This is a genomic window from Dyella sp. A6, assembly GCF_036320485.1.
Taxonomy (GTDB): domain Bacteria; phylum Pseudomonadota; class Gammaproteobacteria; order Xanthomonadales; family Rhodanobacteraceae; genus Rhodanobacter_A; species Rhodanobacter_A aluminiiresistens.
The window spans coordinates 3,241,314-3,255,886 of record NZ_CP132911.1 but is presented as its reverse complement, the minus strand read 5'-3'; the positions used below and the strand labels follow the sequence as shown (position 1 = coordinate 3,255,886).

General features: G+C 65.8%; 12 protein-coding genes. 3 read left to right on the top strand and 9 right to left on the bottom strand.

Translation table 11 applies throughout. The features are described from left to right. Positions 1–106: 106 nt before the first annotated feature. Positions 107–1,735: a GMC family oxidoreductase gene (locus RA164_RS14575; protein WP_329741559.1), complete on the bottom strand. Its 1,629-nt coding sequence runs from the start codon at positions 1,733–1,735 to the stop codon at positions 107–109. 114 nt (positions 1,736–1,849) lie between these two features. On the opposite strand from RA164_RS14575, the gene RA164_RS14570 reads away from it, so the two are divergent. Then, the gene (locus tag RA164_RS14570; protein ID WP_329743568.1) at positions 1,850–3,109 is read left to right on the top strand and encodes an NTP/NDP exchange transporter; all 1,260 of its coding nucleotides are present in this window, start codon (positions 1,850–1,852) and stop codon (positions 3,107–3,109) included. 36 nt (positions 3,110–3,145) lie between these two features. On the opposite strand, the gene RA164_RS14565 is transcribed toward RA164_RS14570, so the two are convergent. The 3 genes from RA164_RS14565 to mtgA all read right to left on the bottom strand — a co-directional run bounded on the left by RA164_RS14565 (position 3,146) and on the right by mtgA (position 5,400). Beyond that, entirely contained in the window at positions 3,146–3,574 is a 429-nt protein-coding gene (locus tag RA164_RS14565) for a CBS domain-containing protein (RefSeq protein WP_329741558.1), read from the bottom strand. A gap of 41 nt (positions 3,575–3,615) precedes the next feature. Beyond that, complete coding sequence (locus tag RA164_RS14560) at positions 3,616–4,590, bottom strand: glycosyltransferase family 2 protein (RefSeq protein WP_329741557.1); 975 nt, start codon at positions 4,588–4,590, stop codon at positions 3,616–3,618. 72 nt (positions 4,591–4,662) lie between these two features. Then, complete coding sequence (gene mtgA, locus RA164_RS14555; protein WP_329741556.1) at positions 4,663–5,400, bottom strand: monofunctional biosynthetic peptidoglycan transglycosylase; 738 nt, start codon at positions 5,398–5,400, stop codon at positions 4,663–4,665. A gap of 124 nt (positions 5,401–5,524) precedes the next feature. Here mtgA and hslO point away from each other — a divergent pair, with 124 nt between their 5' ends. Continuing rightward, the gene (gene hslO, locus RA164_RS14550) at positions 5,525–6,424 is read left to right on the top strand and encodes an Hsp33 family molecular chaperone HslO (RefSeq protein WP_329741555.1); all 900 of its coding nucleotides are present in this window, start codon (positions 5,525–5,527) and stop codon (positions 6,422–6,424) included. Between the two features lie 10 nt (positions 6,425–6,434). Here hslO and RA164_RS14545 read toward each other — a convergent pair whose 3' ends face one another. Further along, on the bottom strand, positions 6,435–9,320 hold the full coding sequence (locus tag RA164_RS14545; RefSeq protein WP_329741554.1) for a bifunctional diguanylate cyclase/phosphodiesterase: 2,886 nt from the start codon (positions 9,318–9,320) through the stop codon (positions 6,435–6,437). Between the two features lie 250 nt (positions 9,321–9,570). Here RA164_RS14545 and RA164_RS14540 point away from each other — a divergent pair, with 250 nt between their 5' ends. Then, entirely contained in the window at positions 9,571–10,476 is a 906-nt protein-coding gene (locus RA164_RS14540; protein ID WP_329741553.1) for a hypothetical protein, read from the top strand. Between the two features lie 159 nt (positions 10,477–10,635). Here the strand turns inward: RA164_RS14540 and RA164_RS14535 are convergent, their stop codons facing one another. The 4 genes from RA164_RS14535 to RA164_RS14520 all read right to left on the bottom strand — a co-directional run bounded on the left by RA164_RS14535 (position 10,636) and on the right by RA164_RS14520 (position 14,486). Further along, positions 10,636–11,538: a DUF4097 family beta strand repeat-containing protein gene (locus tag RA164_RS14535; protein WP_329741552.1), complete on the bottom strand. Its 903-nt coding sequence runs from the start codon at positions 11,536–11,538 to the stop codon at positions 10,636–10,638. Between the two features lie 16 nt (positions 11,539–11,554). Continuing rightward, positions 11,555–11,983 carry a hypothetical protein gene (locus RA164_RS14530; RefSeq protein ID WP_329741551.1) on the bottom strand — a complete coding sequence of 143 codons (429 nt, stop codon included), beginning with the start codon at positions 11,981–11,983 and terminating at the stop codon, positions 11,555–11,557. After that, positions 11,983–12,528 (bottom strand): RNA polymerase sigma factor, encoded by a 546-nt coding sequence (locus RA164_RS14525; protein WP_329741550.1) that lies wholly within the window; start codon positions 12,526–12,528, stop codon positions 11,983–11,985. The genes RA164_RS14530 and RA164_RS14525 overlap by 1 nt, the downstream gene beginning before the upstream one ends. A gap of 188 nt (positions 12,529–12,716) precedes the next feature. Then, a complete protein-coding gene (locus RA164_RS14520) occupies positions 12,717–14,486 on the bottom strand; it encodes a phosphoenolpyruvate carboxykinase (GTP) (RefSeq protein WP_329741549.1) in 1,770 nt (589 codons plus the stop codon). Between the last annotated feature and the right edge of the window lie 87 nt (positions 14,487–14,573).

Sequence of the window (14,573 nt, the reverse complement as noted above, 5' to 3'; positions counted from 1 at the left end):
TGTCGGGTGACGGAGGGACCGGGCTGCATCGACTCCGTAATCCTCCGATTGTCATGCAGGCCCATGCCGTTCACAACGACGACATGCGCCTGCGTGCACGCGGGGTTCAGGACGGAGGGGTGGCTGCTGTGACCGTCGGCGTGTCGTGGGCGGCGCTGTCGTTGCAGATCAGTTCGGCGGCCCGTTCCGCCAGCATGATGGTCGGCGCATTGGTGTTTCCGGTGGGCAGACTGGGCATCACCGAGGCATCCACCACGCGCAGGCCGTGGATACCGTGCACGCGGAACGCGTGGTCGACCACGGCATGGGCATCGTGTCCCATGCGGCAGGTACCTACCGGGTGGTAGATCGACTCGGCCTTGCGCCGGATGAAGTCGGCATACTCGGCGTCGGAGTGCAGGCGACGCTCCGGGAAGATGGGGTCGCCGCGGTAGCTGTCGAACGTGTGCTGGTCGAGAATCTCCCGCGACAGGCGGGCAGCCAGGATCATCCGCTTCAGGTCGAGTCCTTCCGGATCGCTCAGGTAGTTGGCGTGGATGGCTGGCGGCTGTGTCGCATCGGCCGACTGCAATGTCAGATGGCCGCGGCTGTGCGGGTGCAGGTAGCAGGCATGCAGGGTGTAGCCGTGGCCAGGCAGGCGATGGCGGCCATGATCGTCGAGCAGGGCCGGCACGAAATGGAACTGCAGGTCGCAGCGCTCGTCCTCGGCCAGGGCGCTGCGCACGAAACCGCCGGCCTCGGCCACGTTCGAACTGCCGGGTCCATCGCGATGGCGCCACCAGCGCCAGCCGGTAGTCAGCTCGTTGAGATGGTCGTAGGTGACCGGCTGGCGACAGCCGTCCAGCGTGCAGATGTCCAGGTGATCCTGCAGATTGCCGCCGACACCCGGAAGGTCGGCGGCTATCGCGATGCCATGTGTGCGCAACGCGTCCGCCGGACCGATACCGGACAGCATCAGCAACTGCGGCGAATTGATCGCGCCGCCGGCAAGGATCACCTCGCCGCCCTCGATGCGCTGCCGCTGACGGCCGTGGCGCAGCTCCACGCCCACGGCACGGTCGCCGTCGAGCAGCACGCGCTCGACCAGGGCGTGGGTGCGTATCGTCAGGTTCGGGCGGTGCCGGACCGGGTCCAGGAAGCCGGTGGCGGTCGAGCAGCGGGCACCGTCGCGCTGGGTGACCTGGTACAGCCCGAAGCCCTCCTGCGATGGGCCATTGAAGTCGTCGTTGCGGGGATGGCCGGCAAGGCTGGCCGCGTCGATCAGTGCGGCCGACAGCGGGTTGTGATGGCGCAGGTCGGAGACGCCAAGCGGGCCACCGGTCGCGTGCAGCGTGCCGGCACCGCGACTGTTGTCCTCGCTGTGCAGGAACCATGGCAGCACGTCGCGCCACGCCCAGCGGGGGTCTCCGGTCGCCTCGGCCCAGCGCGCGTAGTCGCCGGGCACGCCGCGAACGTAGCACATCGCGTTGATGGCGCTGGAGCCGCCCAGGGTCCGTCCGCGCGGCCACCACAGGCGACGTCCCTGCAGCGCGGGTTCCGGCTCGGTGACGTAGCTCCAGTTCAGCCGTCGGTTGTTGACCAGGCGGGCGATGCCGGCCGGCATGTGGATCAGCGGGTTCCAGTCCGATGGTCCGGCTTCGAGCAGCAGCACGCGCCGCCCCGGCATCGCGCTGAGTCGATGGGCCAGCACGCAGCCGGCCGAACCGGCGCCGACGATGATGTAGTCGTAGTCCATATGCCCCCTGCTGGCGTGAATGATGGCCGTGCATGCTAGGCTTGCGCGGACCCACGCTGGATACCATTGGTGAGCTCGTCCCCACAAGTTGTCGCGAGCGAGCGCTCGACCGCCATGCTGTCCGCACTGGCGTTCTTCTTCGTGCTTACGTCGTACTACATCATCCGCCCGGTACGCGACCAGCTGAGCGGCGCTGTCGGCGCGGTTGAACTGCCGCTGTTCTACACCGGCACGCTGGTGGCCATGGTGGTGCTGACGCCGGTGTTCGGCGCGATGGTGGCGCGTTTCCCGCGCCGCAGCCTGCTGGGCTGGAGCTATTCCTTCTTCATTGCCTGCCTGATCGCCTTCGTGCCGGCGTTCATGGCGCAGGCGCGGATCGGCGCACGCGAGCTGGGCCTGGTGTTCTTCATCTGGGTCAGCGTGTTCAACCTGTTCGTGGTGTCGCTGTTCTGGAGCTTCATGGCCGACATCTTCGACAGCGCGCAGGCGCGTCGCACGTTTCCGATGATTGCGCTGGGTGGCATGGCCGGTGCGGTATGCGGCCCGGGCGTGACCAGCCTGCTGGTCGGCGTGCTGGGCGTGGCACCGCTGCTGCTGGTCTCGGCGCTGATGCTCGGGGTTGCGTTGCTGCTGCTGTTGCGGCTGTCGGTGCGTGACGTCCAGATGCATGAAGGCGGCGCCGGGGAAGCCATCGGCGGTTCGCTGTGGGCCGGGGTGCGCGAGTTGTGGACACGCCCGTTCCTTCGCTACATGGCGATCCTGATGCTGCTCGGCGACGGTATCGGCACCCTGGCCTACGCGTTCGTGGCGAACTACGCGAAGGTGCACCTGGCGACCAGCATGCAGCGTACCGAGCTCTATGCGCATATCGACGGCGTGACCAACACGATCGGCATCGTGCTGCAGCTGACCCTGACCCGCTGGTTGCTGGTTCGTCGCGGTGCGATCTGGGGACTGGTGCTGCCGGCGCTGGTCAACCTGGCGCTGATGGTCGTCGTGATGGTGTACGGCAGCGGCACCTTCATGCTGTGGGGCATGACGATACCGATGCTTGCGATGACCATGGCCGTGACCCGCGGTTTCGCCTATGGCATGACCAAGCCGGCGTCCGATGCGCTGTACACCCGGGTGCCGCGCGAAACCCGTTACAAGGGCAAGAATGTCGTGGAGACGCTGATCTGGCGTCTCGGGGATGTGGTGGTCACTAGCGGCGTCAACGTATTCGCGGCGGTGGGCATCGGCATCGGTGGCATGGCCGCGGTCGGAGCCGGCGTGTCCGGTCTGGCGGCGTGGGTCGCCCGCAGGGCGGGCCGCTCGCCCGACCTGCTGCCGGACGATGCCGGTCGATCGGCGACGGCGGCATCGGGTACGTGAGTGCCTGTCTGTCTAGCGGCTTCGGGCCGGGTGCTTTCAGCTGGTGATGTAGCGCTGCAGTTGTTCGATCTGCTCGGCCTGGGCGTCGATCACTTCCTTGACCAGGTCGCCGATCGAGATCACGCCGATCACATGGTGACCGTCGACCACCGGCAGGTGGCGGATTCGCCGGTCGGTGCACAGGCGCATGCAGTCGAATACATCCGTGCCCGGCTCCACGGTGAGCGGAGTGCCGGTCATGATGTCAGCCACGGCGGTCTGCGCCGAAGATCGTCCCTGCAGGATCACCTTGCGGGCGTAATCGCGTTCGGAAACGATGCCGAGCAGGTGTTCGCCGCGCATCACCAGTAGTGCGCCAACGCCTCGTTCGGCCATGTGCATGATCGCCTCGAGCACGGGTGTTTCGGGTGCGATGGCGTAGATGTCGCTGCCTTTTCGTTCCAGCAAATGCCTGACCTGACGCATGTCGAAGCCTCCCCGGCGGCCGCGGGCGGACCGCGTGCGGTTCAGTCTAGCGCGCTGGTGCGGAGCGGATGTGAAGCCGGCGTGGTGTCGCGCGCAACGTGCTTTTCCTCGATGAAGTAGAGCGGGCGTCGCTTGCTCTCGGCGTAGTTGCGGCCAAGGTATTCGCCGATCACCCCAAGGGCCAGCAGCTGGATGCCGCCCAGGAACAGGATCACCACCATCAGCGAGGGGTAGCCGCGCACGTTGTTGCCGTAGAGCAGCGCCTTGACGATGACCTCCAGGCCGTAGACGAAGGCCAGCAGGGCCGTGGCCGAACCGACCCAGGTGGCCAGCTTCAGCGGCGCGGTGGAGAACGAGGTGATGCCCTCGATCGCCAGCTGGGTCAGTCGCCAGTAGTTCCACTTGGTCTGCCCGGCCAGGCGTGGGTCGCGCTGGTAGTAGACCGCCGTCTGGCGGTAGCCGATCCAGGCGAACAGGCCCTTCATGAAGCGCTGGCGTTCGCGCAGCTGGTGCAGCGCGTCCAGCGCCCGGCGCGACATCAGCCGGAAGTCGCCGGTGTCGCGCGGCACGCTGGTGTCCGACATCTTTTCCATGGTGCGGTAGAACGCGGCGGCAGTGAACTTCTTGAGCCGGCTCTCGCCTGCACGCGCACTGCGAGTGGCGTACACCACGTCGTAACCTTCCTGCCACCGGGCCACCAGCTGCGGGATCAGTTCGGGCGGATCCTGCAGGTCGGCATCAATCACCACTGCGGCATCGGCGTCGACCTGGTCCAGCCCGGCGGTCAGGGCGGCTTCCTTGCCGAAATTGCGCGACAGCTTGAGCCCGCCGCAGCGCGCGTCGCGCGCGGCCAGCTGGCTGATGATGGTCCAGGTCGCATCGTGGCTGCCGTCATCCACATAGAGCACGTCGCAGGTCTGCGGCAGGCTGCCCAGCACGGCACATAGCCGCTGATGGAAAGCCTCCAGCACGGCGGCTTCGTTGTAGGCAGGGACGACAACGGTGAGCTTGGACATGGTGGTGTCGCAGGAAGGGCAGACCGACATGCTAGCGAAAGCCGGGGCGGGATCGCGAATGGCCGGCGTCGCTCACTGGCGCCTGATGTCCCGTGGTGGGTGCCGGGCATCCAGATAGGCGGGGCCGCCAAGCTGTCGCATCTGCTGTTCGATCCAGTCGACGCGGCGTTGCACGTAGGGGCTGGGATGATCCACGTGGAATCGGCGCGGGCTGGGCAGCACCGCGGCCAGCCGGGCGGCCTGCTCGGGCGTCAGGTGTGCAGGCGGCTCGTGGTAGTAGATCCGGCTGGCGGCGCCGACGCCGTAGATGCCGTTTCCCAGCTCGGCGATATTCATGTAGACCTCGAGGATGCGCCACTTCGGCCAGGTCGCCTCCAGCAGTACGGTGAAATAGGCTTCCAGACCCTTGCGGATGTAGCTGCGGCCTTCCCACAGGAACAGGTTCTTCGCGGTCTGCTGGCTGATCGTGCTGGCGCCGCGCAGGCGGTGGCCGTCCTCGGCAGCGTCGATGGCCTGGTGGATCGAGCCGAAGTCGAAACCATGATGGAACGGGAACTTCTGATCTTCGCCGGCCACCATGGCCAGCGGCACCCAGGGCGAGACCTGTGACCACGGGACCCAGTGCTGATGCAGGTGGAAGTCTTTCTCGCCGTGTCGCCAGGCGCTGATCCGGCGCTCGATCATCACTGCCGAGGTGACCGGGTGGACGAAGCGCATCACCAGCACCAGCAGCCAGGTGAGCGCCACCCAGACGAGCGCGATGTATGCCAGCCAGCGCAGCGGGCGGCGGAGTTTGGGATGCAGGGACATGGCGGGCGAAGCAGCTAAGCTCGCAAAAGTATAGGGGCCTGCCGATGATTTCCCATGGCGCCGGTATTGCCATGTGTCAGGCTGCCCCCATGTACGCTGGCTTGTCCTGATCGAGGTGTCCGACGTGGAAACCGTGCTTGTCGAAGATGTGCTGCATCGCTTCCTGCTCGAGCGTGCCGGTGTGCGTGGTGTGCTGGTGCGGCTTGGGCCGGCCTGGCGCGAGATCGCCGGACGTGCCGACTACCCCGCGGCCCTGCGTGAACTGCTCGGCGAGGCCGTGACGGCCAGCGCGCTGCTTACCGGCAACATCAAGTTCGATGGCGCACTTTCGATCGAGCTGAAGAGTGCCGGTGCGCCGCACCTGCTGTTCGCCGAATGCACCGACCAGGGGCGCTTGCGTGGGCTGGCCCGCTGGAACGGCGACGTGGCAACGCCGCTGCGCCTGGACGAGCTGGCCAAAGCGGTGATGGCGATCACCATCGGCCATGCCGAACGCGGCCAGCGCTACCAGGGTCTGGTCGATCTGCGCCAGGCCGATCTGGCGGGTGCCCTGGAAGGCTATTTCCGCCAGTCCGAGCAGTTGCCCGCGAAGATCGTGCTGGCGGCCGACGGCGAGCACGCGGCAGGCCTGATCCTGCAGAAGCTTCCCGGCGAGGGTGGCCATGACGCCGGTGAGGAAGATGCGGATGCCTGGCCGCGCATCGAGCACCTCACGGCGACATTGGGCTCAAAAGAGCTGCTGTCGACGCCGCCGGAGCAGCTGCTGTACCGCCTGTACCACGAAGAATCGGTGCGCCTGTTCGAGCCGCGACCGCTGGCCTTCGGATGCAGTTGCTCGCGTGAGCGGGTGGAGGCGATGCTGCGTTCGCTGGGCCGTGCCGAAGTGGAGGCCGCGCTGGAGGCGCGCGATGGCGAGATCGAGGTGATCTGCGAATTCTGCGCCCAGCGCTACACCTTCGACCGCATCGATGCGGAGCACCTGCTGACCGGCGGCGGTGGCTCGACCGCGTCCACGGTGCAGTAACCGCGTCGTTTCAGCTGGCCGCCACCAGCGCGCGTCCGATCCAGTCTTCGGCTGCGCGGGGTACGGAAAACAGGAAGCCTTGCCCGTAACGGCTGCCGATCTGCAGCAGCGCCTCGCGCTGCTGCTCTTCCTCGATGCCTTCGGCGATCACCTGCATGCCCAGCGAGTCCGCCAGCACCTGGATTGCGCGTACCACCGCGATGCCGCCCTCGTGCTCCATCTCGACGATGAACGAGCGGTCGATCTTGAGGGTCTGGATCGGGTACTGGTGCAGATAGCTCAATGACGAATAGCCGGTACCGAAGTCGTCCAGCGCGATGCCGACGCCGTGCGCGCGCAGGTTGCCCAGGATGCGCCTGACCTGCGCCGGGTTTTCCAGCAGGGTGTGCTCGGTGACCTCGATGCGCAGATGGCTGGGCGACACCTGGTGGGCCTTGAACAGGTCCAGCAGTCGACGGTCCAGATCGGGCGAACGGAAATGCCGGCCCGAGACATTGAAGCTGATGAAGGTCTGTTCACTGGCCAGCGACCGCGCATGCACGCAGACCTGTTCGAAGATCTGCCAGTCGATGCTTTCGGCGCTGCCGCTCTCCTCGGCCACCGCCAGGAAATCGCCGGGCGTGAGCAACCCGCGCTCGGGATGGCGCCAGCGCAGCAGCGCTTCGTAACCCACGGTGCGACCATCTTCCAGTGTGACCACGGGCTGGTAGAACGGCACAAATTCGCGGCGGTTGAGCCCACGTCGCAGGTCGCCCTCCATTTCCAGCAACGACAGCGCCTCATAGCGCAGGCGGTCGTCGAACACGGCCGTGCAGTGACGGCCGGCGTCCTTGGCCCGGTACATGGCCGAGTCGGCGTCACGCAGCAGTTCCTCCGGACGCTGGTAGTGCGGGCCCGCGATGGCGATGCCGACCGAGGCGGAGGTGAATACCTCCTTGGCACCAAGCCGGAAAGGCATCTGCAGCTCGCTGATGATGCGTTCGGCAACCTGCACGGCAGTGGCCTGGCTGTCCACATTGCCGAGCAAGACGGCAAATTCGTCGCCGCCCAGGCGGGCCACCACGTCGCGGGTCTTGAGGCAGGCGCGGATACGGCCACCGACCTGGAACAGCAGGTCGTCGCCGACCAGGTGGCCGACCGAGTCGTTGATGACCTTGAATCGGTCCAGGTCGATGAACAGCACCGCGAACAACGCCGCGGAATCCTTCAGATATTTCTGCAGCGCATGCTCCATCCGCTGGAGCAGGAAGGTGCGGTTGGGAAGCCCGGTCAACGAGTCGTGCAGGGTCTCGTACTTGAGCCGCCGCTCCACGCGCTCACGTTCGGCGATCTGTTCGCGCAGGTCGCGGTTGGCCAGTGCGAGTGCGCGGGTGCGCTCGGTGACGCGTCGCTCGAGGCCGGCATAGGCCTGTTTCAGCGAGTCGGCGATGTGCTTGCGCTGCAGGGCATTGGCGACGTGGTAGCCAACGAAGGTCAGCAGCTCCTGGTCGCGCTCATCGTAGACATGCTCGGGCGAATAGCTCTGTACCACCAGCGCGCCTTTCACCTGGTTGTCCCAGACCAGCGGAACGCCCAGCCAGCACACCGAGCGCGCCCCGGTCTGTACGCACTCGCCATCTTCGGCGAGCCGGTCGAAGGTTTCGCGGTCGGCCAGCAGCGGCTTGCCGTGGCGCATCACGTATTCGGTGGCACCACGGCCGGGTTTGCGCGGCATCCGGTCGGTGTCGATTTCGTCCACCGAATACGGAAAGGTGATCTGCTGTTCCTTGCTGTCGTACAGGGCGATGTAGAAATTGCGGGCGTACAGCAGGCTGCCGATCACGCTGTGCATGGCGGCATAGAAATCCTCGCGGTTTTCCGGCGTGCTGGCCAGTTCGGCAATGCGGAACAGGGCCGCCTGCAGCTGTTCGCCGCGTTGCCGTTGCAGGACCTGCTGGCGAAGTACGCGGTTGGCTGCGCGCAGCGCTGCCGTGCGGTCGGCGACGCGGTGCTCCAGGTCAGACTGGGCCTCGCGCCGCTCGAGCGCGGTCTGCACGTGTTGCGCCACGTAGCCGAGCAGTTCCATGTCCTGCTGGTTGTAGCGGGTGTCGGTGCGGTAGCTCTGGATGACAATGCCGCCCGCGACCCGGTCGTTGCGCCGCAAGGGGACGGCCAGGCAGTGCTCGCAGGCCGGGCCGATCAGCTTGAAGCGGCCGTGGAACTGGCGCTTGAGCTCCTGCATCGAGCCCATGATGGGCTGCCCGCCCTCGAGCAGGTTCCAGCTCAGACTGTAGCGGATGTCCTCGAACGGAATGTCCTGCTCGGCTCCGGGCGGGTGCTGATCGAGCGTGTCCACGTAGTAGGGGAAGCGCACGGCGCCGGTCATGGGGTCCTGCAGCACGACGAAGAAATTTTCCGCGTACATCAGGCTGGCCACGATATTGTGCAGCGCGCGCATCATCTCAGGCATGGAGTGCGACGATGCGGCCTGCTCGGCAATCGCATACAGCGCCCGCTGCAGGCGTTCGGCCAACGCAAGCCGGGAAATGGCCTCGTAGAGACGTCCGGTTTCGGCCTGTTGACGCAGCCGGTTCGTGGCCAGACGTCCCAGCCAGGTCATGTTTTCGCGATGTGCCGCTTCGAGCGGCTGGTCTGTGACCAGTGACAATGTCCGGGTGCCCTGGGGGTCGGTTGCCAGGTCCACTGCATGTGCGGCGCTGTCCGCAATTTCATGCGTTTTCCGCCAGCGCAGGTAGCCGGCAATGCCCAACTGCTGCACGGCCCCGGCGCATATGTCCTGGATCGATGATGCGTCGGATGCGCAGCACAGCTTTTCCGCGCACTCGCGCAGCACTGCTGTCTCAGCCCCGGTGAGCCGGCAGGTCGGGTCGGAACCGCTGTCAGGCACTGAACTCATCGGGTGCGATCGGGTCTGTGTAACCGGATGTCGACATGACTATATATCCGGAAGCGCCAACTTTGGTGAGTTTGTATGCCTGGCAAGGCTTCGGGGGCGTCGTCGGTGGTTGCCGTGGAAGCCTTTTTTCGTGCTGTCCGGCGCAATTTCAGGGTGTTAGAAAGAAGTAAAAAGTTGTAAGCTTGCGGTGTGGGACTTCCTGCCTTTGCAGGGGGTGCGTGTTTTACCGGGGCTGCTTTTTCAGATCATCATGCGTCGCTCGCTGATCACATTGCCATTGCTGTTCATGTCGCTGGGTGCGGCAGGCCAGTCGCTGGGCGGCAATGCGGCTTCGTCGATGGCCGATGACCTGCTGCAGGCGCCATCTGCCCAGGCCACTGCGGATGCGTCGGCGCTGCCGATGTGGCCCGGCGCGGACAATCACACACTGTCTCTGCAATCGAGCCTCGAAACCGAGGCCGAGGCACAAAGTGGGACCCCGCTGTCGTTCCGGCCGCTGGATGGCGGCACGGTGGCATCCAGCAACCTCAACTATGGCCTGACGTCGCATCTGACCGCCCATGCAGGCGTCAGCGAGCGGTCGTGGGCCAACCCCGCGCCCCGCATCATCGGCAGCGAGCTGGGCGCCAGTTACGACGCCGGTCGCTACAGCCTCGGTGTGAGCGTGGGTGCCAACGGCACGCCGAACAGTGCCGCACTGCCCCGGATCCTACCGGGCATCACGCCCAGCGTGAATGGCCTGAGTGACTTCGACAGCAGCACCCAGTTGAATGCCCGTGGGCGCCTGGCTCTCGGCATCGGCAGCGGCATCGACATCGGCGCCAGCGTGGGTCGTATCCGTCTGCTGCCCGGCAATGCCCTCGGCTTGAATACGCTGGACCAGAAGGCCTTGAGTTTCGGTGTCGACCACGGCCCGATCAGCGGCAACATCATCGGCCGCGTGATGCAACCGGAAGCGGGCGTGAACAGTACGTTCAATGGCGATCGTCGCTGGAGCAGCATCGACCTGGGTGTCACCTGGCATCTGCCATGGCAGGGTTCGTTGAGCTTCGGCGCTCAGAACGTGTGGTCGTCAGGCACGTCGGCGACTACCCCCGTCGGCCCCGAGCCGGACCAGTCGCGCACGCCCTACGTGCAATACCATCAGGATCTCTGAGTTCCTTCCCGCCTGATCGTCCGCGGGCCCTTGTGTCGCTGCGCGACAGGGTGGGCGTTCGTTGCGTCATGTCGTCCCGTTGCCAGGCGGACAGCCTGTGCAGCACGACGGCCGACGCTGAGTGGTCGGCCGTTCCCGTTGCGGCACGCTGCCGCTGGGTCAGTTCTGCTTGTGAATCCGCAGGTCGCCGCTGAAGGTTTCCGCCTTGACCGACCCATTGCCTTGGCCGACCGTCACGACAAGTGAACTGCCGGGCCCGTGTTGCGAGGTCTTCGGCGTGCCGAAGTCGCTATGCAGGTCGCCGCTGAAGGTGCTGGCGTGGATCGTGCTGGAGAGATCGGTCGGCAGGCGTAGGTCGATATCCCCGCTCATGCTGTCGATGTCGATCTGCCCATCGGGGGCCATGCTGCCGTTGACATTGGCGTCCCCGGAAACCGTGCTGAGCTTGAACTGCTTCCATGGACCGCCGCCGGCCTGGATGTGTCCGGAGACGGTCTGCAGGCTGGCATCGAGGCCGATCGAGGGCGCCACGATATCGCCACTGACGGTCTGCAGGTCGGCATGATCCGCATGCCCCGAGAAGGTGACGCCACCACTCACGCTGTCGACCTCCAGCGAGGGTGTCCGCGCGTCTATGCGTACGCGTCCGCTGATCGAGTCGAGCTTGATGCTGCCGCCGCGCAGGCCGTCGATCGCGGCCGACGAGCTCACCACATTCACGTGGAGCGATGCACCGACCGGAACATGTACGTCCAGCGTGGTGGACCCCATGCTGTTGCTGCTGTTCCAGTTGAACCAGCCACCACCGCCCTTGGGCTGCACCTTGATCTCGAGGTGGCTGTCATCACCGGTGATCGCCAGCGGGCGTGCGCCATTGCCCAGGTCGCCGGTCACCTGGACTTCATTGCGGTCCCACCCGGTCACGTGCACGTCGCCCACCGTATTGCTGATGCTGACGTGTACCGAGGGCGAAGCGGCGTGCTGCAACTGGATCGGTGTGTCGGCGAGGGCCGGCGTGGCGGCGAGGAAAAGCAGCAGGGTAAGGTGGCGGGCGGTTTTCATGGCAATCCTCGTAAGCTCAGCTGGCATTGCGTTCGAGCAGGCGCAGACTGGTTTGTTGTTGTTGGGTGCGGGCGAGCAGGCGGCGCAACATGGGCGAGCGAGGCGCCTGCTGGATGGCCTGGCGCAGTTCGATCTGCGCGGCATTGAGTTCGATCGCCGCACCGGCCAGCCGCGGGTCGGCCGGTTTCCATGGGGTGACGCTGGCGATGACGGGAGGTGCCGCGGTCAATGCCGCGTGATGCTGGAGACGCCAGCCGATACCGCTCGCCAGCACCAGCGCGGCGGCCATGCCGGCGACGATCCGCCAAGGATGGCGACGGCGGGGCGCGACGGCGGGCGCGTCTGGATTGACGAGCGTGGCATCGATGCGTTCCCACAGATCGTTGCTGGGCGCGACCGGCTGGCGCAGTTCGCGCATCTGGCGTAGCCATTCGAATTCGTTCATCACGATGCTCCCAGTAGCTTGCGCAGCAGGCCACGAGCGCGGTGCAGCTGCGCTTTCGACGAGCCTGTCGCCATACCCAGTTCGAGGCCGATATCTTCATGTGTCCAGCCTTCCACGTCGTGCAGCACGAGCACGGCACGGGCGCGAGGCGGAAGCTGGCTGATCGCGCGCGCGAGTTCGTCGCGTTCGGCTGCGCAGAACGGCGTTTCGCCCGGTTCGGGCAGATCCTCTTCGTCCATGAAGCCGACCGGATCGGCACCACGCGCCCGCAGGTCCATCAGCGCGACATTCACCGCAAGTCGGTACAGCCAGGTGCCGAAGGCGCTTTGGCCACGAAAACTGCCGAGCTTCTGCCAGGCGCGAACGAAGGCTTCCTGGGTCAGGTCCTCGGCGCGGGCGTGATCGTAGCCGCACAGTCGGTAGATGGCGCCGTGCACACGCGCGACATGGCGCTGGTAAAGCCGCCTGAATGCCAGGCGGTCACCACCGGCCGCAGCCAGTACGTCGGCCGCATCCGGGTATTCCGCGACGGTCGCAGCTGGCATCAAGTGTCCGGTGGCAAGGCAGGCTGTATCCATCTTGCCAGCTTGGATGCCGCCATGCGCACGAAGGTTTAAGTCCGCGGCGACGATTGCTTGTGATCAATGATCGTGACGAGTCCGGTCACCGCCTTCGACAGGGCGGGCCGGACTGGTTCATCGGCTTTGTCCCGTGCGGTGCACGGCATGGCTGGTCAGGCGCTGGCGGCAGCGGTCCGGCCTTCCAGTGACGTGGCGATGTCCTGCTGCTCGCGACGCAGGCGGGTCGGCAGGCGCGGTTCGAAGCTCTGCAGGTAATCGCCAATCGCCTCCAGCTCGGCTTGCCATCCCTCGCTGTCCACGGCGAGCAGTTCGTCGAGCTGTCCGGGCGTCAGCGACAGGCCATCGAGATTCAGCTCGTCGCGGGCCGGCAGGATGCCGATGGCCGTGTCGACACCAGGTGCGTCGCCTTTCACGCGGGCGATCATCCATTCCAGCACGCGCAGGTTCTCGCCAAAGCCTGGCCACAGGAAGCGGCCCTCGGCGTCCTTGCGGAACCAGTTGACGTGGAACACCTTCGGCAAGACAGCGCCGGCCTTGTCGAAGGAAAGCCAGTGCGCGAAATAGTCGCCGTAGTGATACCCGCAGAACGGTTTCATCGCCATCGAGTCACGGCGCAATACGCCGACTGCACCAGTTGCGGCAGCGGTGGTTTCGGAGCCCATGGCGGCGCCCATCAGCACGCCATGGGACCAGTCGCGCGCCTCCATCACCAGCGGCAGCAAGGAGGGGCGACGACCGCCGAAGACGATCGCACTGATCGGCACGCCCTGGGCATCCTCTGCTTTTGGCGACCAGGTGGGGCACTGCTTCGCGCTGACCGTGAAGCGTGAGTTGGGGTGCGCGGCCGGGCCGTTGGCGGGGTCGTAGGGACGGCCCCGCCAGTCGGTGACCGGTTGCCCCGGCAGGCCTTCCCACCAGGGCTGGTTGTCGGCGGTGACAGCGACGTTGGTAAAGATGGTGTCGTGTGCCACGGTAGCCAGCGCATTGGGGTTGGTGCTGTCGCTGGTGCCCGGTGCCACGCCGAAGAAGCCCGCTTCGGGGTTGATCGCGTACAGGCGCCCATCCTGGCCGGGACGCATCCAGCAGATGTCGTCGCCGACCGTCCATACTTTCCAGCCATCGCGGCGATAGCCTTCGGGCGGAATCAGCATGGCCAGGTTGGTCTTGCCGCAAGCGGAAGGGAAGGCTGCGGCGATGTAGTGGGTCTCGCCCTGCGGATTTTCGATGCCCACGATCAGCATGTGCTCGGCCAGCCAGCCCTCGTCGCGGGCCTGGTGGCTGGCGATGCGCAGGGCATGGCACTTCTTGCCGAGCAGGGCATTGCCACCGTAACCGGAGCCGTAGGACTTGATAGTGCGCTCTTCCGGAAAATGCATGATGAAGCGGCGTTCCGGGTCGAGCTCGCCGGTCGAGTGCAGGCCTTTCACGAACGTGCCTTCGCGTTCGATGCGTTTCAACGCGGCGGCGCCCATGCGGGTCATGATGCGCATGTTGGCGACCACGTACGGGCTGTCGGTGATCTCCACGCCGCAACGCGACAGCGGTGAATCGATCGGGCCCATGCAATAGGGGATCACGTAAAGGGTGCGGCCTTCCATGCAGCCGTCGAACAGCGCGTCCATCTTCGCGTGCGCCTCGGCTGGGTCCATCCAGTGGTTGTTGGGGCCAGCGTCCTCGCGTCTGGCATGGCAGACAAACGTGAGGTGTTCCACCCGTGCCACGTCGCCCGGGTTCGAGCGGTGCAGATAGCAGCCCGGGTGGCTCTGCTGGTTCAGCTCGATCAAAGTGCCGTCTGCCAGCATCTGCTGCACCAGTGCGCGGTACTCGGACTCGGAACCGTCGCACCAGTGGATCTGTGCCGGTTGGGTCAGCGAGGCTACTTTGTCGACCCAGCGGGTAAGTGCTTCCAGCGTGCTCGGCATGCGTGCTCCTCGGATGGTCTTTAGCCAAAAAAGAGCTAAAACGCTAAGTTACGCAAATTGGCATTGCAAGGTCGTGCGCAGCAAAAA

Coding starts and splice junctions, on each gene's coding strand:
- RA164_RS14575 (WP_329741559.1), bottom strand. CDS start 1,735: ATGGACTACGACTACATCATCGTCGGCGCCGGTTCGGCCGGCTGCGTG.
- RA164_RS14570 (WP_329743568.1), top strand. CDS start 1,850: ATGCTGTCCGCACTGGCGTTCTTCTTCGTGCTTACGTCGTACTACATC.
- RA164_RS14565 (WP_329741558.1), bottom strand. CDS start 3,574: ATGCGTCAGGTCAGGCATTTGCTGGAACGAAAAGGCAGCGACATCTAC.
- RA164_RS14560 (WP_329741557.1), bottom strand. CDS start 4,590: ATGTCCAAGCTCACCGTTGTCGTCCCTGCCTACAACGAAGCCGCCGTG.
- mtgA (WP_329741556.1), bottom strand. CDS start 5,400: ATGTCCCTGCATCCCAAACTCCGCCGCCCGCTGCGCTGGCTGGCATAC.
- RA164_RS14545 (WP_329741554.1), bottom strand. CDS start 9,320: ATGAGTTCAGTGCCTGACAGCGGTTCCGACCCGACCTGCCGGCTCACC.
- RA164_RS14540 (WP_329741553.1), top strand. CDS start 9,571: ATGCGTCGCTCGCTGATCACATTGCCATTGCTGTTCATGTCGCTGGGT.
- RA164_RS14535 (WP_329741552.1), bottom strand. CDS start 11,538: ATGAAAACCGCCCGCCACCTTACCCTGCTGCTTTTCCTCGCCGCCACG.
- RA164_RS14530 (WP_329741551.1), bottom strand. CDS start 11,983: ATGAACGAATTCGAATGGCTACGCCAGATGCGCGAACTGCGCCAGCCG.
- RA164_RS14525 (WP_329741550.1), bottom strand. CDS start 12,528: ATGCCAGCTGCGACCGTCGCGGAATACCCGGATGCGGCCGACGTACTG.
- RA164_RS14520 (WP_329741549.1), bottom strand. CDS start 14,486: ATGCCGAGCACGCTGGAAGCACTTACCCGCTGGGTCGACAAAGTAGCC.